Annotated in this window: 21 protein-coding genes; 6 read left to right on the top strand and 15 right to left on the bottom strand. The window is 55.3% G+C overall.

Translation table 11 applies throughout. The features are described from left to right. Nucleotides 1–337: 337 nt before the first annotated feature. A complete protein-coding gene (locus tag INT20_RS07260) occupies nucleotides 338–3430 on the top strand; it encodes a bifunctional diguanylate cyclase/phosphodiesterase (protein ID WP_193056685.1) in 3093 nt (1030 codons plus the stop codon). 2 nt (nucleotides 3431–3432) lie between these two features. Here the strand turns inward: INT20_RS07260 and INT20_RS07265 are convergent, their stop codons facing one another. The 4 genes from INT20_RS07265 to mobA are packed head-to-tail and all read right to left on the bottom strand — an operon-like array spanning nucleotide 3433 to nucleotide 7303. Further along, nucleotides 3433–4464, bottom strand: a complete 1032-nt coding sequence (locus INT20_RS07265) for a CobW family GTP-binding protein (protein ID WP_192527851.1) — start codon at nucleotides 4462–4464, stop codon at nucleotides 3433–3435. Nucleotides 4465–4467: 3 nt separating this feature from the next. Next, entirely contained in the window at nucleotides 4468–5460 is a 993-nt protein-coding gene (gene moaA, locus INT20_RS07270; RefSeq protein ID WP_192527852.1) for a GTP 3',8-cyclase MoaA, read from the bottom strand. Further along, nucleotides 5457–6704, bottom strand: coding sequence for a molybdopterin molybdotransferase MoeA (gene moeA / locus INT20_RS07275; protein ID WP_192527853.1), 1248 nt, complete (start codon nucleotides 6702–6704; stop codon nucleotides 5457–5459). The genes moaA and moeA overlap by 4 nt, the downstream gene beginning before the upstream one ends. Then, on the bottom strand, nucleotides 6701–7303 hold the full coding sequence (gene mobA / locus INT20_RS07280) for a molybdenum cofactor guanylyltransferase MobA (RefSeq protein ID WP_192527854.1): 603 nt from the start codon (nucleotides 7301–7303) through the stop codon (nucleotides 6701–6703). Before mobA ends, moeA begins: the two co-directional genes overlap by 4 nt. A 268-nt stretch (nucleotides 7304–7571) precedes the next feature. Between mobA and INT20_RS07285 the strand changes: the two genes are divergently transcribed. Genes INT20_RS07285 through INT20_RS07295 form a run of 3 tightly spaced genes read left to right on the top strand, consistent with a single transcriptional unit; the run spans nucleotide 7572 to nucleotide 9619 of the window. After that, nucleotides 7572–7898, top strand: coding sequence for a DUF1244 domain-containing protein (locus tag INT20_RS07285; protein WP_192527855.1), 327 nt, complete (start codon nucleotides 7572–7574; stop codon nucleotides 7896–7898). A 4-nt stretch (nucleotides 7899–7902) separates the two neighbouring features. Continuing rightward, nucleotides 7903–8421, top strand: a complete 519-nt coding sequence (moaB, locus tag INT20_RS07290; protein WP_192527856.1) for a molybdenum cofactor biosynthesis protein B — start codon at nucleotides 7903–7905, stop codon at nucleotides 8419–8421. After that, complete coding sequence (locus tag INT20_RS07295) at nucleotides 8414–9619, top strand: molybdopterin molybdotransferase MoeA (protein ID WP_192527857.1); 1206 nt, start codon at nucleotides 8414–8416, stop codon at nucleotides 9617–9619. Before moaB ends, INT20_RS07295 begins: the two co-directional genes overlap by 8 nt. A 21-nt stretch (nucleotides 9620–9640) precedes the next feature. Here INT20_RS07295 and INT20_RS07300 read toward each other — a convergent pair whose 3' ends face one another. The 6 genes from INT20_RS07300 to INT20_RS07325 form a co-directional block, all read right to left on the bottom strand. Continuing rightward, nucleotides 9641–10807: a glutathionylspermidine synthase family protein gene (locus INT20_RS07300; RefSeq protein ID WP_192527858.1), complete on the bottom strand. Its 1167-nt coding sequence runs from the start codon at nucleotides 10805–10807 to the stop codon at nucleotides 9641–9643. An 18-nt stretch (nucleotides 10808–10825) separates the two neighbouring features. Further along, nucleotides 10826–11437: a DUF1190 domain-containing protein gene (locus INT20_RS07305; RefSeq protein WP_172117913.1), complete on the bottom strand. Its 612-nt coding sequence runs from the start codon at nucleotides 11435–11437 to the stop codon at nucleotides 10826–10828. Nucleotides 11438–11448: 11 nt separating this feature from the next. After that, nucleotides 11449–11859 (bottom strand): DUF350 domain-containing protein, encoded by a 411-nt coding sequence (locus tag INT20_RS07310; RefSeq protein WP_172117914.1) that lies wholly within the window; start codon nucleotides 11857–11859, stop codon nucleotides 11449–11451. A gap of 65 nt (nucleotides 11860–11924) precedes the next feature. Continuing rightward, the gene (locus INT20_RS07315; RefSeq protein WP_192527859.1) at nucleotides 11925–12650 is read right to left on the bottom strand and encodes a DUF2491 family protein; all 726 of its coding nucleotides are present in this window, start codon (nucleotides 12648–12650) and stop codon (nucleotides 11925–11927) included. 105 nt (nucleotides 12651–12755) lie between these two features. Then, on the bottom strand, nucleotides 12756–13451 hold the full coding sequence (locus tag INT20_RS07320) for a PspA/IM30 family protein (protein ID WP_087111027.1): 696 nt from the start codon (nucleotides 13449–13451) through the stop codon (nucleotides 12756–12758). 22 nt (nucleotides 13452–13473) lie between these two features. Then, nucleotides 13474–13929, bottom strand: a complete 456-nt coding sequence (locus INT20_RS07325) for a DUF2170 family protein (RefSeq protein WP_087111029.1) — start codon at nucleotides 13927–13929, stop codon at nucleotides 13474–13476. Between the two features lie 214 nt (nucleotides 13930–14143). Between INT20_RS07325 and INT20_RS07330 the strand changes: the two genes are divergently transcribed. Beyond that, complete coding sequence (locus INT20_RS07330; protein ID WP_192527860.1) at nucleotides 14144–14404, top strand: hypothetical protein; 261 nt, start codon at nucleotides 14144–14146, stop codon at nucleotides 14402–14404. On the opposite strand, the gene INT20_RS07335 is transcribed toward INT20_RS07330, so the two are convergent. From INT20_RS07335 to INT20_RS07355, 5 genes are all read right to left on the bottom strand, one after another. Next, nucleotides 14401–15924, bottom strand: coding sequence for a malonate--CoA ligase (locus INT20_RS07335; protein WP_192527861.1), 1524 nt, complete (start codon nucleotides 15922–15924; stop codon nucleotides 14401–14403). The genes INT20_RS07330 and INT20_RS07335 overlap by 4 nt on opposite strands. Next, nucleotides 15921–17273, bottom strand: a complete 1353-nt coding sequence (locus INT20_RS07340) for a malonyl-CoA decarboxylase (protein WP_192527862.1) — start codon at nucleotides 17271–17273, stop codon at nucleotides 15921–15923. The genes INT20_RS07335 and INT20_RS07340 overlap by 4 nt, the downstream gene beginning before the upstream one ends. A gap of 11 nt (nucleotides 17274–17284) precedes the next feature. Then, nucleotides 17285–18619 (bottom strand): TRAP transporter large permease, encoded by a 1335-nt coding sequence (locus tag INT20_RS07345; RefSeq protein WP_192527863.1) that lies wholly within the window; start codon nucleotides 18617–18619, stop codon nucleotides 17285–17287. Between the two features lie 2 nt (nucleotides 18620–18621). After that, complete coding sequence (locus INT20_RS07350) at nucleotides 18622–19143, bottom strand: TRAP transporter small permease subunit (protein ID WP_087111039.1); 522 nt, start codon at nucleotides 19141–19143, stop codon at nucleotides 18622–18624. Nucleotides 19144–19232: 89 nt separating this feature from the next. Next, on the bottom strand, nucleotides 19233–20228 hold the full coding sequence (locus INT20_RS07355) for a TRAP transporter substrate-binding protein (RefSeq protein WP_192527864.1): 996 nt from the start codon (nucleotides 20226–20228) through the stop codon (nucleotides 19233–19235). Between the two features lie 155 nt (nucleotides 20229–20383). On the opposite strand from INT20_RS07355, the gene INT20_RS07360 reads away from it, so the two are divergent. Next, complete coding sequence (locus INT20_RS07360; RefSeq protein ID WP_192527865.1) at nucleotides 20384–21067, top strand: GntR family transcriptional regulator; 684 nt, start codon at nucleotides 20384–20386, stop codon at nucleotides 21065–21067. Nucleotides 21068–21085: the final 18 nt, after the last annotated feature.

The following is a 21085-nucleotide window of genomic DNA, read 5'->3' on the forward strand; positions in this document are numbered from 1 at the left end:
CGCTGGTTGATTGAAGCAGTTTTCGTACAAAGCCTGGAAATGCCGTTTTCCCTTGGCGCACAGCGATAATAAAGCCAGATAATCGTGAGAATAGCAGTGAGAATTAAGCGTAATGTTTTTGTCTGCTGCCTCCATGCGCCAATGAAGAGCATTTTATGTTTGTAATATGATAAATCGCGCTACTAAGGCACTCTAAATGGATGGAATGATTAAATTGTTTGCCGTTATTCTATCTAACGGTTGGCAGGATAAAGGGTAATGCTGACGACGTTTACGTGGCACATCATCACATCAATTTATGCGTTCTCTTTTGTTCTCTGGCCAAGGTCGATGCGCTATGCCTGTTGTAGATATGTTGATGAGAAAGGACCAGAACAAAGAGAGCGAAAAGTATGCCGATGATGCCTTTCGCCGCCAACGTCGCAATGTCTACGCGTTATACGTTGCTGCTTTACTGCTGCTGTTCAGCCTGTTCGGCTGGTTTTTAAAGGAGCAGCGTGAGCAGGAGATAGCCTCTGCTGAGGCGCAGAGCGATGCGCGTGCCAGCCTGATTGGTGAGTGGGTAGAAAGCATCTTCTCTCAAACGTACCACGTGCTGGTCAGTGTCGCTGACCTTCAGAACATGCCTGATGTGGTCAGCGCCACGCAAATGTCCCGAATGTTAAGCGATCGTCATCGCTATGCCCCCCCGGTCCAACGAGTGGGTCTGTTGGATAGCCAGGGAATCATGATCGCCAGTAGTGGAGATAACCACTATCAGGGAGCGGATTTTAGTCACCAGGATTTTTATAAAGTCTTGAGCGACCCTGACTATCCCATGGAGGACATCGTTACTCCGCTTTACTGGTCCAGCGAGGAACAAACCTACTCTCTGATACACGCGTTACGTCTGACAGATTCATCAGGTGCCTTTGCGGGCATGGCATCAGCACGTGTGGCATCACAAGCATTTGCCGACATGGTTAACCAAATGCAAATTCGTCAGGGTGAAAGCATCGCCCTGGTAGACGCCACGCTTACATTAATCGCCCGCAATCCTGGTGACGAGCACACGCAAACCGGGGGGCAAGTGGAAGGTGCGACCGTACAACGCGTCCTGAACAGCGGCCAGACCCCGTGGTCGGACGTGATGTGGTCCACTTTGGATCAGCGTGAGCGAATTTTTTGGATACAGCGCGTTGGAAACTACCCGATATGGGTGGTCGTCGGTATGAATTTGGACGAGGTGTTAGCGGGGTGGCGTCAGCGCGCCGGGATTACCATCGGTATCTTTATCGCTATTACGTTGTTGGGTGCATGGGGAGTTCGTCATTACCTTAAACGGATAAGGTTAGCTCAGTTATTACAACATCGCCTTAAAGAGCTTGATCAGGCGCGTACCCAGGCCCAGACAGGAGAAGCTCAGCTCAGAACGCTTATTAACTCTATCCAGGACTTGATCATCGTTTTCGACCAAAACAATCAAATCACCTATACGCATGCCCTGGATGAAGGAATGTTGCTGAAAGGCAACGATAGTCTGTTAGGGAAACATTATAACGAGGTAATGCCCGCTGATTTATCCAAACGTTTTGATACTGTCTTTGAGCAGGTAAGGCAACATCGCCAAGCGGTTACGCTTGAGTATCAGTTGAGGGTGCCTAGGGGAGAACACTTTTTTCAGGCCGTAGTAAGCCCCTTGGTGCATCCTGATGGCCGCTTTTCCGGCACGTTGCTGGTCGCGCGCGATATTACCGAAGCCAAACAGAGTGAAGCGGAGCTTAATATCGCGGCCGCCGCTTTTCAGGCGCACCTGGGGATTATCATCGCCGATGCCGAAGGAAAAATACTAAAAGCCAATCCCATGTTTACTCAGATCACCGGCTATAGCGAAGCCGAAGTGATTGGCCGTGACGCAAAGATGTTTAATTCGAACCGTCACGACCCTGGTTTCTATCGCCATTTATGGCGCAGCGTCAAACAGCAGGGCCGCTGGGAAGGCGAAGTTTGGAACCAGCGCAAGAACGGCGATATCTTTCCCGAGTGGGTCGTTATTAGCTCAATCCGTAATGCTGACCAGCAGCTAACCCATTACGTGGCCACCGTTGTCGATATTAGCGAACGCAAAGCCGCTGAACAGGAGATCCACCAACTGGCGTTTTATGATTCGGTGACGGGGCTGGCGAATCGCCGTCTCTTTATGGACCGCTTGGGCGCAGCGCTTAAAGAGGCGCGCCGACATCGCTCTTATGGAGCGCTTCTGCTTATCGATATCGATCATTTCAAACAGGTTAACGATGTGTTTGGGCACCCTATCGGTGACCGCTTGCTTCAGGGCGTTGCGCGCCTGCTTCATCAACAGCTGCGGGAAAGCGATACCTTGGCACGTTTAGGCGGTGATGAGTTCGCTATACTCATTCAGTCGTTGGATGCCGATGCGACTAAAGCGGCTCAGTTGGCTGAACTCATCGCCCATAAGTTGATGGTTGCCATACGCCGTACCAGTTCACTCGTTGAGCACTCGGTCAGCGTGACGGCCAGCATCGGTATCACCCTCCTGAACTATTCGACCGACGAGCAAAATGAGTATCTTCAGCAGGCGGATATGGCGCTATTTCAAGCCAAGGCGAGAGGCCGTGACACGCTGTGCTTTTTTGACCCCGATATGCAGGCAACGCTGTTAGCCTCAACGCATCTGGAACGTGATTTGCGGCAGGCACAGGCGCTTGACCAGTGGCAGCTTTATTACCAGCCCCAGGTGGAAGTAAATGGAAAGACGACCGGGGTCGAGGCGCTTTTGCGCTGGCAGCATCCCGAGCGGGGTCTTGTATCACCCGGGGACTTTATACCGCTGTTAGAGAGTACCGGCCTGATTATTGAAGTAGGTGCATGGGTGCTGGAGAAAGCCTGCTACCAGTTGGCGAGCTGGGCACAGCATGACCGGTTCTGCCACTTGACGATGTCGGTAAATATCAGCCCCCTGCAGTTTCACGATGCTGAGTTTATACCGCGTATCACGGCTATCTTTGAACGTACCCAAGCACCGCTTGACCGCTTAAAGCTTGAAGTGACAGAGTCGCTGTTTGTGGATGCCCGCGACAGCGCCCGCGATAAAATGTTGTTCCTAAAAGCGCTGGGTGTTCGCCTCTCACTGGATGATTTTGGGACCGGTTATTCATCCCTTGCCTACCTGGCTCAGCTACCCTTGGACCAGCTGAAAATAGACCAGAGTTTTGTGCGCCAGGTGCTGACCAGTAGCGCGAATGCGGCGATTGTCGAGAGTACCATTGCGCTGGCAGAAAGCCTGAACCTGGAGGTGATCGCCGAAGGAGTCGAAACGCAGGCGCAGCAGGCGTGGTTATTCGCCCATGGCTGCCACGCCTATCAAGGTTATCTGTTTGGGCGTCCGGTCACCATCGACGCGTTGGAAGCGGAGCTTGATGTTTCTTGAGGTCAGCCGTTTTGATGAAATGGCGCGGGGGAAAGTATTGACGCAAGAGCTGTGATATCCGGCACTGTACTCGCCAGCGCTTCAGGGATAATGATTTCCAGCCGTGAGTCCTGTCGCCAGGCGCTACTTTCTACGTTTAGCGCACCATCAGCGCGGTTAAGCTGCTGCCAGCCGCTGGTCGTATGAAACACGCCTTTAATACGGGCATCACGGGGTAATTCACCTAAACATTGCGCCAGGCTGTCCAGGTCAAAGTGCTCGTCAGGGTGCCAGCGTAATCCCAGACTCACGTAGCCCAGTGCTACACCGGTTTCCTGCTGTGGTGCGCCTTTGGCTGGCGGAAAGTCAAAAAATCCGCCCTCCAAACCAGGGGGCGCGGTTAACGTGCGGTGTGCTTCCGGAACGGCCAGGTCGTGGGCAGGGCTTTGGCCACTGTGTGTTAATCGTTCAAGTGGCAGTTCGCCATTGGTAACCGGCTCGATCCATTTACGCGGCGGCCATAAGGCATTGGCAAACTGCTGCGCTGCCTGCTGCTGTTGATCGGTGGCCTGGTCCCATAAGGTGATGGCTACCGCATCGGCGATCGCCAACTGATCCTGAAACGTTTCATGATTGAGCGCACGCGGATCATCCAGACGGCGTGGGTCCAGCGTGGCAATAATATCGCGTACATCAACGACATCGTGAAAGGCCTCGCCGCGCAGCAGATCCAGCAAACCGGCGGGGTGGCCAAGTCCAGAGGGCTCGATAATCACGCGGTCTGGCTTACTGCGCGCCAGCAGGTTAACAAGCGCTGCCTGCATAACAAAGGCGAGCTGACAGCACAAACAGCCGCCAGGTAAGCCTTTAATAACGATATCGTCACGTTGCTCAAACATCGCCTGGTCGATACCAATTTGACCGAACTCATTCACTAAAATGGCCCACGTTTCATGCGCAGGCTTTTGTTCAATCAGACGGTGAATGAGGGTGGTTTTACCACTTCCCAAAAAGCCGGTGACGATATGAACCGGCACTTTTGACAACGCTGCCACGAGTTAACCCCCTGTCATATTCATAAAGCGAACAACCTGAATGTCGCCGTCGGTCGTGAAATGGTGCCGCTCTGGTTTGAGCGGTAGTGCATTCACAATCGCCTCTTTAAGGCGCGGCATATCACCGGGATAGCGGCGCAGCACGGCGCGCAAGTCGACCGAATGTTCGTTACCCAAACAGAGCAATAAACGGCCTTCTACCGTGACCCGCACACGATTACAGGTGTCGCAGAAGTTGTGGCTGTGCGGCGATATAAAGCCAACCCGGCTTTCACTGTCGGCCATCTTAAAGTAGCGCGACGGGCCTGGCGTGGTTTCGGTGGTCGGGGTTAGCGTATAGCGCTTTTCAATCAGGGCCTGTACATCATCACTTGAGTAGAAGGTTTCTGCGCGTGAGTGATCGGACACATCGCCCAGCGGCATCTCTTCAATAAAGCTGATATCCAGCCCTTCGTCACGCGCAAAGTCGACAAGGTCCAGCACCTCATCATCATTACGACCTTTTAAAATGACCGCATTTAACTTGATGCGGGTAAATCCGGCCTCTTTTGCAGCATGGATGCCGTCAATAACGCGTGTTAAATCGCCGGTGCGGGTTAGCTTTTTAAAGCGCTCCGGGTCCAGTGAATCCAGGCTTATATTGAGACGGCGCAGGCCACCTGCATAAAGCCGTTTGGCATGTTTACGCAGGCTGGCGCCATTGGTGGTCATGGTGAAGTCGCTAAGCCCGGGCAACTGGCCAATGTCATCTACCAGCTGTTCTATGTCCCGGCGCACCAGGGGCTCACCACCGGTCAGGCGAATTTTTTCAACACCCAGTTCGGTAAAGGCCTGGGCGACCATGCTGATCTCTTCAAGGGTAAGCACTTGGGCACGCGGAAGAAACGTCATTTCCTCGCTCATGCAGTACACACAGCGGAAGTCACAGCGGTCGGTCACCGAGATGCGGACATAGCTAACTCGGCGACCAAAGTCATCTATTAGTTGCTTAGTCATGGCCATCTCACAAGTGGTTGAATGCAGACTACCTCGCCAGCTTGTGCACCGTCCTGGTCTTCGGGTAGCTCGATCAGACAGTTAGCCGCGACCATCGAACTTAACATGCCGGACCCTTGCGCGCCTGTCGTGCGTACGTGGAGCACACCTTGCGTATCGCTATGGTAAATGCCGCGCAAAAAATCGGTACGCTGGTAGCGGCTGTTAAGCACTTCATCTGCGACAGCGTAAAGCCTGGGTGGCGGAGTCATGGGGAGTGCCTGCAAGTGATGGAGCAACGGCACGACAAACTGTGAAAAGGTTACCATGACAGCGACAGGGTTGCCGGGCAAGCCCACAAAGGGCGTACGCGACTCTCCCAGCCAGCCGCAGGCCAGTGGCCGCCCTGGGCGTAACGCAACGCGCCAAAACGTTAGTTGGCCCAGTTGTTCAAGGGCAGGCCGTGTAAAGTCAGCTTGCCCCGCCGATACACCGCCGCTGGTGAGCACCAGGTCGCTCACTTGGGCGGCGTGGGATAACGCCTTACGTATCGCCTGCTGATCATCGGGAAGAATACCCAGATCAATCATCTCAGCGCCGTGTTCGGTTAATAAACCCATCAAGGTAAACCGGTTGGCATCATAAATGCGGGCATTCTCCAGCGGCTCGCCAGGCGCTGTCACTTCATCGCCGGTGGAAAACAGTGCAACCGTCGGTGGCCGGGCCACGCAAACCTGTGCCACGCCGAGCGATGCAAGTAGCCCCATACTAGCGGCATCCAAACGCGTTCCTTTTGAAAGCGCCAGGTTGCCCTTGAGAATATCTTCCCCGGCCAGGCGTACGTTCTGGCCACGCTTAACGCGCTCAGGGTTTGCGATGTGGAGGTGCTCGCCGTGCGTTGTTAACTGCTCCTGCATAATAACCGTATCGGTGCCCTCTGGTAGCGGGGCTCCCGTGGTAATCCGCACGCAAGCGCCAGGCGGCACGGCGCCCTGAAAACCATGCCCTGCCAAAGAGTGACCGATAAGCGGCCATTGGGATGGCTGTGTGTCTGGCCAGGCAAGGGCAATGCCATCCATCGCGGCGTTGGTGCTGGGCGGTACGTTGATCGGCGCCATAATATCGTGCGCCAGGCGGCGGCCATGGGCGCGATGCAGATCGATTACTTCATGGGCCAGCGGTCTTTCAATAAGCGTTGTCAGCGCCTGGCGGGCTTCTTCCACGCTCAGCATCTGGTCGCCAAGCTCAAAGCAGGAGAGCGTCATGGTACTTCCCTGGCAGGTAGGCATTGTGCTTCCAAGCGGCTTTTCTCTTCGGCGGTATTGAGATTGGCGAAGGCGTCGGGGCAGTCGGACATATCCACACGGCGCATATTATGATGTGCATACCAGCGCTGAATTTTACGCTCGCCGCTTTTCAGGGCCGCCTGAAGATCATCCGCCAGTGCGGTGCGTATCAAGGCCACCGTAGGGTGCAGATGCTGACCATCAAACGCCACGGCGATATCGGCGCTTTGTATGCCTGCCAGCATTTGTGCGACCAGGTCGACCGGGAGATGCGGCGTATCGCAAGGAGCTATCAATAGCCACGGCGTGTTTGCTGCGCGCAGCCCACTATAAATGCCCATTAAAGGGCCTTGGAAGCCTGGTTCCACATCACTGATCACACGCCCAAACAGGCGGTAGGCGTCAAGATTACGGTTAGCGCTAATCAGCAGTTCAGCAACCTGCCCTTCAAGCTTGGCCGCTGTGTGGGCAAACAGAGGTAGCCCAGCAAAGGGCTCTAGCCCCTTATCGCGCCCGCCCATGCGGCGGCCTTCACCACCAGCGAGCACCATGCCGGTTAATGCTTGGGTCGTGATCATCGGCATGTCTCCTGTAGCAACGGGCGAGCAGTAACAAGCCTGGCCGATCAGCCTTGCCATTTTCAAGTGTAGATCCCTTATCGCTATGATGGCGGCCAAGGGCCATGCTTGTCTATGCGCTTGTCTATACGTTAGATGCTTGATGATAAGCACTATGACCCATATCAATCAGTGGGTTCGCCCGCCTACGTTATCTGAGTGAACAGCGCCGATAAGCGGTGTCTTTTGGTATGCTGCACGACAGTCACTTTTTATGAGGGAAACGCTAATGTCAGATTTTAACGAGTTTGATCAGGCTACTCGCACTGAGCTTGAGGCAACTGCCTTTCGGCGTTTGCTGAGCCACCTGGACGATAACAAGGACGTACAGAATATCGATCTGATGATCCTGGCGGACTTTTGCCGTAACTGCCTTTCCAAATGGCTGGTGAGCGCAGCCGAAGAGCGAGGCGAGCGGCTTGATTACGAAGCCGCGCGCGAGTACGTCTACAAAATGCCCTACAGCGAGTGGAAAGCACACTATCAGGGCACTGCAACGCCTGAACAGTTGGCGGCGTTGGACGCTCGCCAAGCCAAGAAAAGCGGTCAGGAGTAGTGTTATGGAGCCGATGGTTGCCCTCAACATAGCCATACTGACGATTTCAGATACGCGCACCGAAGAGAATGATCGCTCTGGTCAGCAGTTGGTCGAGTGCTTGTCCGCCGCCGGCCATCGGCTCGCCGATAAGCGTATTGTGGCTGACGATATCTACCAGATTCGCGCTATCGTGGCCCAGTGGATTGCTGACGCCGGAGTGCAAGTGGTTATTACCACCGGCGGCACCGGCTTTACCGGCCGTGATTCCACACCGGAAGCCATTTCGGTACTGCTGGATAAGCACATCGAAGGATTTGGCGAGCGTTTTCGTCAGCTAAGTGGCGAGGAGATTGGCAGTTCCACCATTCAAAGCCGCTGCCTGGGTGGCTTGGCGAATGCCACGGTCATCTTCTGCCTGCCAGGCTCAACCGGCGCTTGCCGTACGGGCTGGGAAGGCATTTTGAAAGAGCAGCTCGATAGCCGTCACAAACCGTGCAACTTTGCCAACCTGGTGATCCCCGGGCGAGGTCAGCATGGCTGATTTGCAACCAGTAAGCGCCGCGCTTGAAGCGCTGCTGGCTGGCGTGAGTCCCGTCAGTGCGGAAGAAGCCGCCTTGGACGCCGCTGGCGGGCGGGTGCTGGCTGACAACGTGATGGCAGCGCTGAACGTCCCGCCCTTTGATAACAGTGCGATGGATGGCTATGCGTTACGCGCAAGCGATGCGGGCCGGTGGCTGCCCATCAGCCAGCGCATTGCGGCAGGAACGCAGGTAGCGCCGCTTGCACCCGGTAGCTGTGCACGCATCTTTACCGGTGGCGAGTTGCCAGCAGGCGCGGACTGCGTCGTCATGCAGGAGCGCGTTAGCGTTGAGGCAGGCAAGGCCTTGATACCGGACAATATTCCGCCTGACGACAACGTGCGCCGCCAAGGGCGGGATGTGCGTTTGGGCGACTGTTTGCTCAACAAAGGGCTGCGCTTAGAAGCGGCCGCGTTGGGGCATTTAGCGGGGCAGGGCATCACCCAGGTGAGCGTACGCCGCCGCCCTAAAGTTGCCCTGCTCTCGACCGGCGATGAAATCGTCGACCCCTGCACGCCGCTGGCACCGGGGCAAATTTATAACTCCAACCGGCCCATGTTAAAGCGCCTGCTTGAGCGCTTTGGCGCTGACGTGGTGCAGATCGTTAGTGTGCCGGATGACTACGCTCAAACGGTGGCGCTATTAACCCAAGCCGCCGCTGACGCCGACGTGGTCGTGAGTACTGGCGGTGTCAGTGTGGGGGAAGAAGACCACGTTAAGGCCGCGCTTGATGCCTTGGGCGAGCTGGATTTATGGCGCTTGGCCATACGCCCAGGCAAGCCCTTGGCGCTAGGCCGCTTGCCTCGCGCTGACGGCAGTGAGGCAAGGTTTGTGGGGTTGCCGGGCAACCCGGTTTCGGGATTTGTGGGGGCCTGGCTATTCTTGCGCCCGCTCATGGGGGCGTTGTTGGCTTGCCCAGCACTGAAGGCATTGCCAACGTTAACCGCAACGGCGAATTTTGAGACCTCGACCGGACCGCGCCAGCACTATATGCGCGTAACGCTTAATTTTGCACCTTCCGGTATAACGGCCCAGGCCTTTGCTGACCAGAATTCCGGCGTATTATCGTCGTGTATTGAGGCCGATGCCTTGGCGGTTATTCCTCCCCATCATCAGGTAACGCCCGGCGATACTGTTAGCTGCTTATGGTTGGCGGAGTAAGCAGGCGCGTTCTCCTGACCGTTAAACAATGGCGTGGGGCACAAAGCAGGATGAATCCTTGGTAATTCGCCCTACGTCTTCCCGCACGCCGATCCCGCAAGCACGATCGCCCACCACCCAACTGCCGATTAACGCGTGATGTTCGCCAAAGCGCGGCATGGGGTGGTAGGCCTGGCGAATCCAGGGGCTGTCCGTATAGGGGCCATCCACTGCCTCACGCTGCCCCTCTGGCGTTAACAGTTCAATATTGCTGCCTTCGCGTGAAAAGAACGGCTTGCGTACCCAGCCGGGCGGCAGCGGTGAAGGCGAGCGCTCTTCAAAATAGGCAGGTAGCAAATTAGGGTGGCCCTTAAAGTGCTCCCACAGCAGGGGCAGAATGCCCTTGTTAGACAGAATCGCCTTCCACGGTGGTTCAAACCAGTGGGTGTGCAACTGGGGAATCTTTTCGCCAAACGCATCGTCGGCCAACTCTTCCCAGGGGTAGAGCTTAAACAGTGCCTGAATGGGCTGATTATCCAGGTCAATAAAGTAGTCGCCGTCGCGCTGGTAGCCAATATCTTCGGTATAAATGAAGGGCGCTTTTAAACCGGCCTGAACGGCTACATCCTGCAGGTAGTGTACGGTCGCACGCTCTTCGTCGTTATCCTTGATACATGAAAAGTACATCTCGGCGCTGCTCAGCCGGTCGCCAATATGCGCCATCGCATTAATCAGCCGCTCCTGAATGGAGTTATATTGATCGGCGTGGCGCGGAATTATGCCTTGTTGAATTGCCTGCTCCAGCCATACCCACTGGAAAAAGCCCGCTTCATAAAGCGAGGTGGGCGTATCGTAGTTAAGCTCAAGCAGCTTGGCGTGGCCCTGGCCTGGATAGGCAAAGTCCATTCGCCCATAAAGGTGTGGCTGGCCAGACACCCAGGAGTCGTGAATGGTGTCCCACATGAACTCCGGCAGCGCCAGGCGTTGCATCAGCGCATTGGAGTGACAGACACGATCAACAAGCTCCATGCACATTTCATGCAGCTCTTCGGTAGGCGCCTCAATATCCCGCTCTATTTGATCCAGCGAGAACTGGTAGTAGGCGCTCTCTTTCCAGTAGGGTTCGCCGCCGATGGTATGAAAATGAAACCCCAGCTCGTGGGCCAGGGTTTTCCAGTTGGCGCGTTCTGCAACATCAACTCTAAGCATGGAGATTCCCGAGGTACATCACGAGCCCCAGCCGCCGCGAGCGGATGAGCGAGAACCGAAGCCGCGACGCTGTGTGGCCTGGCGGTTCTGAGTCGCCGTGGTACGCAGGGCCTGGTGGCGCTGATTGACACGCTGGCTGGCCTGGTTAGTGGCGGTATTCCAGTTGCCCTGGTTCTGACGATTGCGGTAAACCGGTTCTTGGTACACTCCCCGGTTGGTCGCACCGTGGCTGGTGCGCGACATCATGTTACCCACCATGTAACCCATCATGGCCGGCATAAACCAGCCACCGCCGCTGCTGCCGGTGGCCGCCTGCGACTGCTGTTCGGTGGGGGCCGTGCAGGCTCCTTCACCGTGTTCAGCCTCACACTCTTCAAGCGTATTGAAGCGGGGGACTTCTTTAATGGACGCCTCGTAGGCATCTTCACAGGCGCTGCGGGTATATACATCGGCGGCCACGCACTCATCAACACTCTGGTAGCTGCGTGGGCTGTCAAAGCTTACATCGGTCGTTTGCTCTGGCTGGCCACACGCCGTTAGCCCGAATGCGCTGGCGCCCATCATCGCAAGCGAGAGGCGGGCGCTGCGTTTGCGTCGCGGCAGGTGTGGGGTCTGATCGTTATGTGCCATCGTTAAACTCCTTACCACGTCATCGAGGCGGCATTAATCAGGCCAACCGCAATGGAGACACTACCCGCCAGAATACCGTAAGCCATATGACCTTCAGTGATATGCAGTGACAGGCTTTCTCCCTGATTCTTCAGCACCATCTTCAGGCCAAAGAAAGCCGCCAGTTGAACACCAAACGCGATGATGCCCCACAAGATGAAGTCGATGAAACTGATGGAGTTGGCCATAGCGCTGTAGAGCGGCAGTGTAAAACCGACGATAGAGCCCGCATAGGCCGTGGCCGCCGCTGCATTACCTTCGCGAATTAACGTCCACTCGTGGTGGGGCGTGATACGGCTATAACAGTACATAAACGCAACGAGAAGCACGAGTGCGCCGATCAGATAGCCCAAAAAGTGGGGTAAGCCTTGTAAATACTGCATGTATAAAATCTTCCTTGGTTGAGAGTCAACGTTGTGGTGATGGCGTGTGTTGGGGCTTGCCGCGTTTAAATAGCATCAATATCGACCGATGTAACATCAACACCGAGATTTTGTACCAGCATAAACCCACCCTCACCGTCATCTTCCGCATTCAGCAATACATATTCCATGCGCTCGGAGTCTTCAATAGGGCGCTCGTACAGCATGGCATGGTGGGTAACGCTGCGCGTCATGACGCTTTCGGTGGTCATTACCTGCTCTTCAAGTACGACGGGCGGCGACCAAAGGCTCGCTTCATCGCCCCACACACGCTGAAACTGGCAGGTGCGCCCGGAAGCATCGGTCGCCTCGACAGCAATCGTTTGTGCGCCCAGCTGGCCTGCCTTTTTATCGCTTGCGTTGATCAGCGCATCGAACTCGATATCCGACAAATGCGTCACACGATAAAAATCAAACAGCTTGTACTCAATCACGCGCTGGTTTTCGACGTTGGCTTGCAGCCACGTATCGTTATCCAGATAAAAGCGTACCAAGTGGGCGCCCTGGCCAAGGTCGATATGCCCGACAGCCGCAACATGATGATAGGGCGCGCTGTCCCACCCAAAGAGTGCATCGGAATAGGCGCTTAACTCAGCCAACTGAATGTTGACGCGTCCGTCCAGGCGCAGCCCTGCGAAATCTTCTTGTGACATCCCGGTCGGCAGGCCAGCAGTGAAGGTGGATGCGTTTTCTGCCGCAGGGTTCGCCGCCTCATTGGAAGTGCCGAACAGGGCCTTTAGTGTCTTAAACATTCGAGAGGTCTCCAAAGGGCAAGCAAGTAGGGCGGACAGATGGGTACTGAATAAGTAGTGGCCCAGTAACGTGCAGGCCCGCCGGTGGGCGGGCGCTGTGTCACATTATGCTTGCGGGGTGTTTTTCTTGGCTTTTAGGCGTGCCAGTACATCTTCGGCTTTGCGCTCATTGGCACCAATACCCGCCGCTTTCAAACGAGCATCCAGTGATGAACCGCTCTCTTCGGCAGCCATTTGATCAGCTGCCTCCATCTGGGCAGAGTTAAGCTGCTGGCGCTCACGGATGCGCTCAAGAGACTCCATTGCACTGCCCATGGCGCTATTTTGGCCGGAATGGCGCGCTGCTACGGCAGACTGAGCCTTCTGTGCAGATTCTGTCGCTTTTACCACGCTCACCTGCTGTTTTAGCTGGCGCAGCTGGTTTTCCGTATTGCGAATGGCCCCACGCAGGCTTTCAATGCTAGCGTCGTACTCGCTAACGATGCTGCGCTCGGCGTCCAGGTCATCTTGCATACTGACCATACGCTCGGCAACTTCGACCGCCAACGCTTCTTCGCCTTTGTCCAGCGCGGCTTCAGCACTTTGCTCAAGCTCGGTAATTTTGCCTTCCAGGGTATCTGCTTTGTTACTGTTCAACTGGCGTTGACCCATTAAGCGCGCAAGTTCGGTTTTGGACTGTTTCAGGTGATTTTCAGAATCACGAATTTCCTGGTCCAAAATACGTAGCGCTTGAGAGTCTACGACGGTCTGGCCGGTCTCATTCGCTTTGCCACGTAACGCCGTCATGATTTTGCTTAACATAAGGGTTGCTCCTAAACGCGTATTAAGAAAAGTGATCTTGAATTAAATCGGCGACTTCCATGGCAGCGCTGGCTGTGGCATGTAATTCAGCACAAATAGACACCAGCTTTGAATCGCCAAACAGCTGCCCGTAAGCCACGTAAAAGTCGCGCTCATCAATTGAAACGATACCGATAGAGGCAAGCGGAAGCGCAAGGCCTTGGCGCAGTAACACGTCGTTAAGTTCAGCCGGATTCGATACGCTGTCCAGCGGGGCAATGGCGGTCATGGCAATCCACTCATTGTCACTGCGCGAAAGCGTTAACGTTAAATTACCGTAATCGTGAAGCTCCCAAATCAACGTTTGGTTGGCTTCATCTAAACTAACATTGGCGGCTGGCCACTCCAGTTCAGCGGCTTCTTCCTGAGCGGAGGCATCGTTAATAACGCGATAGAGTTCGGCTGCCGAGAAAGCGCCCGTTTCATTGTGAGTAATCAAAGCAGCAAGCTCCTTATGCAAAATGAAGGTTATGTTAGCACTGACAATTCATCATCTTCTAATAACGCACTATCGCGTTTGAGCAAAAGGCTACGCTAACACGCTGCGCGCTTGGATGTTTCACTATCAACAGCGCTTTTTGAGAGAACCCATTTAAGACCCACAGGCAGGAGAGGAGTTCTCCGTTAAGCGTACGATAAAAGGAGTTAAGAACATGGATAAGGATAGTCAACCGCCCAACACCGCGATATGGCAGCAGCGCTTGAGCCACTTTCGGGATGCGCTTGCTCACAACCCTATGCCAGGGTGTGGCGCCGCCGCCACTGTCGTGGCGAGCCTAGGGCTGGCGTTAATATTAAAAGGGCTGCATATAAGCCAGCAGCATCAGACCAGTGAAGCGCGGGCTGTGTTAATTGAGCAAGGTGAAGGGCGCGGCTTAAATGCCCGCGCGCTGCTTGTTAAAGAGTATGCTTAAGGCGCTTGATATGCATCCGCAAAGCGCTTGCGCAGCTCGTTTTTCTGCACCTTACCCATGGTATTGCGCGGTAGCTCCTCGACAAAAAAGACCCGCTTGGGCTGCTTATATTTGGCCAAGCGTCCTGCCAAGTGGTCAAAAATGGTGGTTTCATCGAGGGAGGCGCCCGCTTGGCAAACTACCGCTGCCGCTACCCCTTCACCAAAGTCTGGGTGCGGCAAACCAATCACCGCCGACTCAACCACCTGCTCCAGCTCATCGATAAGCTGCTCCACCTCTTTGGGATAAACATTGTAGCCCCCGGAAATCACCAGATCTTTATCACGGCCCACTATATGCACATAGCCCTGGGCATCACGCATGGCCAAATCGCCGGTGATAAAAAAGCCGTCATCGAGTAATTCTTCACGGGTTTTCTCGGGCATGCGCCAGTAGCCGATAAACACGTTGGGCCCGCGAACTTGAAGAATGCCGATGTCGCCTTCGGCGACTTCTGCGCCTGACTCACGATCAATAATGCGAATATCCACACCGGGCAGTGGTACTCCCACGGTGCCCGCACGGCGCTCCCCCTGATAGGGATTGGAGATATTCATGTTGGTCTCGGTCATGCCGTAGCGCTCAAGGATCGCATGGCCGGTTTTGGCTTCAAACGCTTCGTGGGTTTCAGAGGTCAGTGGTGCCGAGCCTGAAATAAACAGGCGCATGTTTTCCGCCGCCTGTGGCGTTAAGCGTGCGTCCTGAACCAGCCGGGTATAGAACGTGGGCACGCCCATCATTACGCTGCCGTGGGGTAACTCTTCAAAGATAATGTCGGCATCAAACTTGGGTAGAAATAGCATGCTGGCGCCAGCCATCAAGACGACATTACATGCCACAAACAGCCCGTGCGTATGAAAAATAGGCAGCGCATGAATCAGCCGATCATTGGCGCTGAAGAGCCAGGTTTTTACCAGGGTTTCAGCATTGGATGCGAGGTTGCGGTGGGTCAGCATGGCGCCTTTAGAGCGTCCGGTGGTGCCGGAAGTATATAAAATCGCCGCCAGATCGTTTTCGCCCAACGTGACGATCTCCTCGCAAGGCGTCGCGTGGCGAGATTTCTCCATCAGGCTACCGTCATCGGCACTACCCAGCGTTGCCACGGCTGGGCAGCCGGTTTCAGCGGCAAGCGCTCGCGCCTCATCTTCAAGCTTGGGGCGGCAAACAAATAGCGCGGGTTCGGCGTCATTTAAAAAGTAGCGAATTTCATCGCCGGTATAGCCGGTGTTCAATGGCAGATATACGCCGCCAATACGCAGGCAGGCCAAGTACAGCAGTATTGCCTCAGGGCTTTTATCTACCTGGACGGCAACGCGGTCGCCTTGTGTCACTCCCAGCTCGGTCAATGCACCGGCGAGCTGAGCGCTAATGTTCAGCGCATCGGTGTAACTATAGTGGCGGCCTTCGCGAGTGGTAATAAAGTCAGCGTCGGCGCGCTCGCGCATCTTGGCGGCAAAGGTTTCAAACAGGTTGTGGTTCATTTGGCGGTCTCTCCCTTGGCCAGCTTACGAGCGCGCCGTGCAAGGTCACGCACTTCATTTGAGCAGGCAACGGTGCCTTTGGCGGTATAGTTTTCGTGATTGCGTTCAATGTCATCAAGCACATACAGGTAGTTGACCATTAGCCCCGCCGCTTGCTTAACGCCTTTGGACGAGATATCACCCAGCCAGTTAATGCGATGCAGCTCAGCGCCGTTACCCAAGTGAAAGCGGGCGACAGGATTGAGAGGCAAGCCCTTGGCATTTTTGGCTTCGACCAGATAGCGGGCGGCCAGAGGACGAATGATTGCTTTCAGGCGCTCTTCGCGTACCGCATCGTGGTGCCAATCGGGCGTTTCTAGCTCACCAAGCGTGTTGCGCAGGTTTTCCGGCCACTGTTCATCCTCGCGCTGCTCGGTGAGCCACTGGGCAAACCCGGGTACCGGCGACAGCGTTACGAAGTATTTGAGCTGAGGGAGTTCCTGCGAAAGCTCCTGTACCACCTGCTTGATCAGAAAGTTACCAAACGAAATGCCGCGCAGGCCGGTTTGGCAGTTGCTGATTCCAAAGAAAGCGGCTGTATCATCGTCTTCGGGGTCATCGCCGCTTTCTTCGCCCACCAAAATAGGCTGAATACGGCTCGGCAGTCCTTTATGCAGGGCCACCTCGACAAAGATCAGCGGCTCGTCGCCAATCGCTGGGTGAAAGAATGCAAAGCAGCGCCGGTCACGGGCATCCAGCCGTCGGCGTAGATCGTTCCAGTCTTTAATTTCATGCACCGCTTCATAGCGGATGATTTTCTCCAGCACGGAGGCTGGCGTGTTCCAGTCAATCCGTTTAAGCATCAGAAAACCGCGGTTAAACCAGGAGCTAAAAAGGTGCACAAAGTCGTTGTCGATAGGCCCCAGTTCGGGCTGCTCGCGCAGCAATTCCAGCAAGTCTTCGCGCATCTTGACCAGCTCATAGGTGCCGTCGCGGGCCAGGTTCAAGCGCCGAAAGAGCTCTTGGCGGCGTGGTTCGCAGGCGTCAATCAGAGTCTGTAACGTATCGTTGTCGCGTGCTTCAGCATAGGCCGCGTAGGCTTCGTCGATTTGCGCGGCGTCGGCGGCAAACTCGCTTGCCAAGCGCTTAAAAAAGCTGGTTTTTTCAGCGGAAGACAAGCGTTGATAAATAGCTAATGCCCGACTGGCCAGGGCAATGCTGGAGGCTTCACCATCGCTTGCCAGAAGTGCCTGACAGGCGTTTACAAGATGACCGTGATCGGGGGTAAGCGATCCTGGGTTACGGCGGCGTAATAGCGCATCACGCTGAGTGATATTGTTAAAAATCTCCTGCAAAAACATCATGTTCATGGTCTAACTCCTTAACCCATTATCACGTTAGGTAGCCACAGCGCGATGCCCGGGAAGAGACACAGCAACAGGATGCCCAGCACCATGCATAACGCATAGGGCAGGCTGCCCATTAGAATGTCACGCAACGAGATATCCGGCGCGATACCTTTGATAATGAATAGGTTCAGCCCCACAGGCGGGGTGATCAGGCCAATTTCCAGGTTGATAGTCAGGATTACTGCGAACCAGTAGGGGTCAAAATCGGCGGCAATGATAATCGGCAGCAGAATCGGCGCGGTCATCACGATCACGGCTACGGGCGGCAAGAAGAAACCGGCCACCAGCAGGAAGAGATTGATTATCCCCATCAACACCCAGCGGTTGACTTCCATGTCGGCAATGGCGGCGGCCACGGTTTGGGTAATAAACATTGAGGAAAGTGCGTAGGCGAATACTTCGGCAGTAGCGATCACCAGCATGATCATCACGCTTTCGCGCAGCGAGTCGCGCATGATCAGTTTGATCGGGCCCAGCTGCCACATGCGATAGATTAAAATGGCCAGCGCCAAGCATAAGAAGGCGCCTACGCCCGCTGCTTCCGAGGGTGTCGCTACCCCGCCGTAAAGCGCGAATAAAATACCCGCCACCACGCCTAGAAAAGGCAGAACACGCACTAACGCCTTCAAGTTGCTATCGATGTTGTGTTTAACCGTCTGCTTCAGGCGCTCGGCAGACTCCGCCAATGGGTTGTTATAGCCGCCGGCCATTTTGCAGGCGATTATTGTCCAGATCATGAACAGCCCCGCGAGCATAAAGCCTGGCACTACACCGGCGATAAACAGCCGACCAATAGACGTCTCGGTGGAGATACCGTAGATAATCATGGTAACCGATGGTGGAATCAGAATGCCCAGAGTGCCGCCCGCGGCAATACACCCTGCCGCTACGCCATCCGGATAACCGCGCACGCGCATCTCAGGAATGCCCATTTTACCAATTGCCGCACAGGTGGCTGGAGACGAGCCCGAAAGGGCGGCAAAGATGGAGCAGGCACCTATATTGGAGACTGCCAGGCCGCCCGGTAAGCGACCCATCCATAAGTCGAGTGAGCGATAAAGGTCGCGTCCGGTCGGTGATGAGGCGACAGCCGCGCCCATCAAAATGAACATCGGAATGGCGACAAAGCCAAACTCCGCAATGCGGTCAAAAAACGTTTCGCCAAAGTAGGTGATCTCGGAAGGCCCGCGATCATAAAGTAGCGCCAGCAGCGAAACGCCGCCCAGTGCAAAGGCGATAGGAGTACCAATGGCCATGAGCGCAATCAGCGCGATGGCTACAATAATGCCTAAGGTAATTGGGTCCATGCTCAGTGCTCCCCGCGCAGAATTTCAGCCACGTATTGCAATACCAATAGCGAAGCGCCTAATGCCATGGGCATAAGCGCCGGCCAGAGCGGCGGGTTCCAGACCGAGCCGGTGGTCCAGTTGCCATGTATGGCTTCCAGTACATACACCCAGGAGGCGTAGGCAAGCGCTGCACAAAAGGCCAGGCCAAAAAGCGAGGCCACCAGGCGCATGGCTTTCTGGGCGATACCGCCCAGCGCATCGGGGACAATAGTGATGGCGACATGGCCGCCGGTCATAAGTACGTAGGGGCTGCCCATCAGCATGGCGCCGGTCACTGAGAATACGGTGAACTCGGTTTGCCAACTGGTGCTCATGCCCAGTACGTAGCGAATAAAGACCATCTGGCAAATCACCAGTACGCCCGCAACAAACAGGGCGCAGGCCAGATAGGCAAACAGGCGTGACAGCCTGTCCATCAGCCGTATGTAGCTGCCGAGAGCCCCACCGCGAGCGGCAGGGGGGTGCGTAGTTGAAGTTGCCATAGTTCCCTCATCAAGCTAAGCAGGCGTCAATCGAACCGGACCATTCGCCCAATACAGGCAAATGGCCACAGATTGCTGAAGGTAAGTGCTTACTCGACGGCTAGCGCCGCATCGATGATGGCCTGGCCATTAGGGACGTTATTGGCAAAATTCTTGTAAGAGGTTTCACGGGCGATAGCGAGCCACGCGTTGTAGTCCTCCTCGCTCATACTGACCACTTCTACGCCGTTCTCTTCGTAAACATTGACCATCTCCTGATCAATGGCTGCCGCTTCTTCGGCAAAGAACTGCTCGGCCGCTTTGCCCGCTTCCATCAGAGCTGTTTGCTGCTCTTCATTCAGGCCTTGCCACACCTGCTCGGAAATCAGGATCGGCTCGTACATGAACCACAGTGCGAAGTCGCCTGGCTGGGTTATGCAATCAACCTGCTCGTAAAGCCGAAACGAGATAAACGACATGGAAGAGGTATTGGCGGCGTCGAGTACACCGGTCTGCATGGCGGTGTAAATTTCAGAGGAGGGCATGGAGGCAATGGAGGCGCCAGCGGCTTCCAGCATCTCTTCAAATGCCGGGCCCGCGGCGCGAATGTTCTGGCCGGATACGCTGTCGGGGGAGGTAATACACTGCTCGCTGGACGCGAAACCGCCCGACAGCCAGGCATGGGACAGAACGCGGGCGCCCCCATCCAGAATGACAGCTTCAATTAATTCCATGTATTCCGAGTCGTTAAGCCGCTGGGCGTGCGCCTGGTTACGCACCAGGCCGGGCATCAGGGTAGCGGAAAATTCAGGGTGCCGGCCGCTCGCGTAATCAAGCGGCAGCGAGGTAATGTCCAAGCGCCCACGGGTAAGCGCGCCCCACTGTTCACGGGCTTTGAAAAGCGACTGGCCGGGGTAGACTTCGATGGTCAGTCCGACATCCGCCTCAGCCACGTGGCGAGCCATCATTTGCACCATTTCATCGCGAACATCGCCCTGCCCACCCGGGAATTGGTGAGAGGCACGCAGCACGGTATCGGCGCTTGCATAGCTTGCGGGAATTGCGAGGCTCAATGCGGTCAGGGTAGAAAATACATAGCGTTTCATATTACGTCTCCAACATTTGTTGTTGTGTGTTTGGAAGATCGTTAGGTGTTCATCAGAATATCTGATATATATTTCAATAACCGTTAATTGTGCTAATGTCAATTGAACATCACAATAAAAATCGGTAAGTACGCTGCTTATTTAAGGGGGAACAGATGGCTGAGAGCAAACGTTCCAACGCTCAACGGCTTAGGGACTCGTTGGAAGATGACATTATTAATGGGCGGCGGGTGCCAGGTGAACGGCTCGACCCGGACGAGCTAGGGCGAACGTTTAATGTTTCTCGCACGCCCGTGCGTGAAGCCTTCCAGCAACTGGTGGCTAGCGGTTTGGTCACCGTATCACCGAAAAAAGGCACGTTTGTGGCCAAGGTCGGCATCGACCAGTTAATCGAGATGTTTGAAGTCATGGCCGAGCTTGAGGGCATGTGCGGGCGCCTGGCGGCTCGACGCATTAGTGACCCGGAGCTGGCAGAGCTTCAGGCGGCCCATAAACGCTGTGAAGCAGCGGCACACGCGGGCGATACTGATGAGTACTACTACGAAAACGAAGCGTTTCATGACTGCATTTATGCGGCGAGCCACAATACGTTTCTAGCCAGCGAAGCTCGTCAGTTAAAACAGCGCTTAAAGCCCTATCGTCGCCTGCAATTGCAGGTTCGCCAGCGCATGCATAACTCCTTGAGCGAGCACCAGGCCATTGTCGATGCCATTACCCAAGGCGATGCCGCACTGGCTGAGCAGGCGCTATGCGACCACGTGCTGATTCAGGGCGAGCGATTCAGCGACTTTGTGGCCAGCGTGCGCCGTATGGAAGCGCCGATCAGCCAGCCGGGGTAGGTAATGTCCGTATCGGTG

This window comes from Halomonas citrativorans (genome assembly GCF_014898005.1).
GTDB lineage: Bacteria > Pseudomonadota > Gammaproteobacteria > Pseudomonadales > Halomonadaceae > Vreelandella > Vreelandella citrativorans.

Excerpts from the sequence above, each read along its gene's own strand:
- INT20_RS07320 (WP_087111027.1), bottom strand. The coding sequence starts at position 13,451 with ATGTTAAGCAAAATCATGACGGCGTTACGTGGCAAAGCGAATGAGACC.
- INT20_RS07335 (WP_192527861.1), bottom strand. The coding sequence starts at position 15,924 with ATGAACCACAACCTGTTTGAAACCTTTGCCGCCAAGATGCGCGAGCGC.
- INT20_RS07340 (WP_192527862.1), bottom strand. The coding sequence starts at position 17,273 with ATGAACATGATGTTTTTGCAGGAGATTTTTAACAATATCACTCAGCGT.
- moaB (WP_192527856.1), top strand. The coding sequence starts at position 7,903 with ATGGAGCCGATGGTTGCCCTCAACATAGCCATACTGACGATTTCAGAT.
- INT20_RS07300 (WP_192527858.1), bottom strand. The coding sequence starts at position 10,807 with ATGCTTAGAGTTGATGTTGCAGAACGCGCCAACTGGAAAACCCTGGCC.
- moaA (WP_192527852.1), bottom strand. The coding sequence starts at position 5,460 with ATGACTAAGCAACTAATAGATGACTTTGGTCGCCGAGTTAGCTATGTC.
- INT20_RS07285 (WP_192527855.1), top strand. The coding sequence starts at position 7,572 with ATGTCAGATTTTAACGAGTTTGATCAGGCTACTCGCACTGAGCTTGAG.
- INT20_RS07355 (WP_192527864.1), bottom strand. The coding sequence starts at position 20,228 with ATGAAACGCTATGTATTTTCTACCCTGACCGCATTGAGCCTCGCAATT.
- mobA (WP_192527854.1), bottom strand. The coding sequence starts at position 7,303 with ATGATCACGACCCAAGCATTAACCGGCATGGTGCTCGCTGGTGGTGAA.
- INT20_RS07260 (WP_193056685.1), top strand. The coding sequence starts at position 338 with ATGCCTGTTGTAGATATGTTGATGAGAAAGGACCAGAACAAAGAGAGC.
- INT20_RS07360 (WP_192527865.1), top strand. The coding sequence starts at position 20,384 with ATGGCTGAGAGCAAACGTTCCAACGCTCAACGGCTTAGGGACTCGTTG.
- INT20_RS07350 (WP_087111039.1), bottom strand. The coding sequence starts at position 19,143 with ATGGCAACTTCAACTACGCACCCCCCTGCCGCTCGCGGTGGGGCTCTC.
- INT20_RS07295 (WP_192527857.1), top strand. The coding sequence starts at position 8,414 with ATGGCTGATTTGCAACCAGTAAGCGCCGCGCTTGAAGCGCTGCTGGCT.
- INT20_RS07315 (WP_192527859.1), bottom strand. The coding sequence starts at position 12,650 with ATGTTTAAGACACTAAAGGCCCTGTTCGGCACTTCCAATGAGGCGGCG.
- INT20_RS07310 (WP_172117914.1), bottom strand. The coding sequence starts at position 11,859 with ATGCAGTATTTACAAGGCTTACCCCACTTTTTGGGCTATCTGATCGGC.
- moeA (WP_192527853.1), bottom strand. The coding sequence starts at position 6,704 with ATGACGCTCTCCTGCTTTGAGCTTGGCGACCAGATGCTGAGCGTGGAA.
- INT20_RS07330 (WP_192527860.1), top strand. The coding sequence starts at position 14,144 with ATGGATAAGGATAGTCAACCGCCCAACACCGCGATATGGCAGCAGCGC.
- INT20_RS07305 (WP_172117913.1), bottom strand. The coding sequence starts at position 11,437 with ATGGCACATAACGATCAGACCCCACACCTGCCGCGACGCAAACGCAGC.
- INT20_RS07345 (WP_192527863.1), bottom strand. The coding sequence starts at position 18,619 with ATGGACCCAATTACCTTAGGCATTATTGTAGCCATCGCGCTGATTGCG.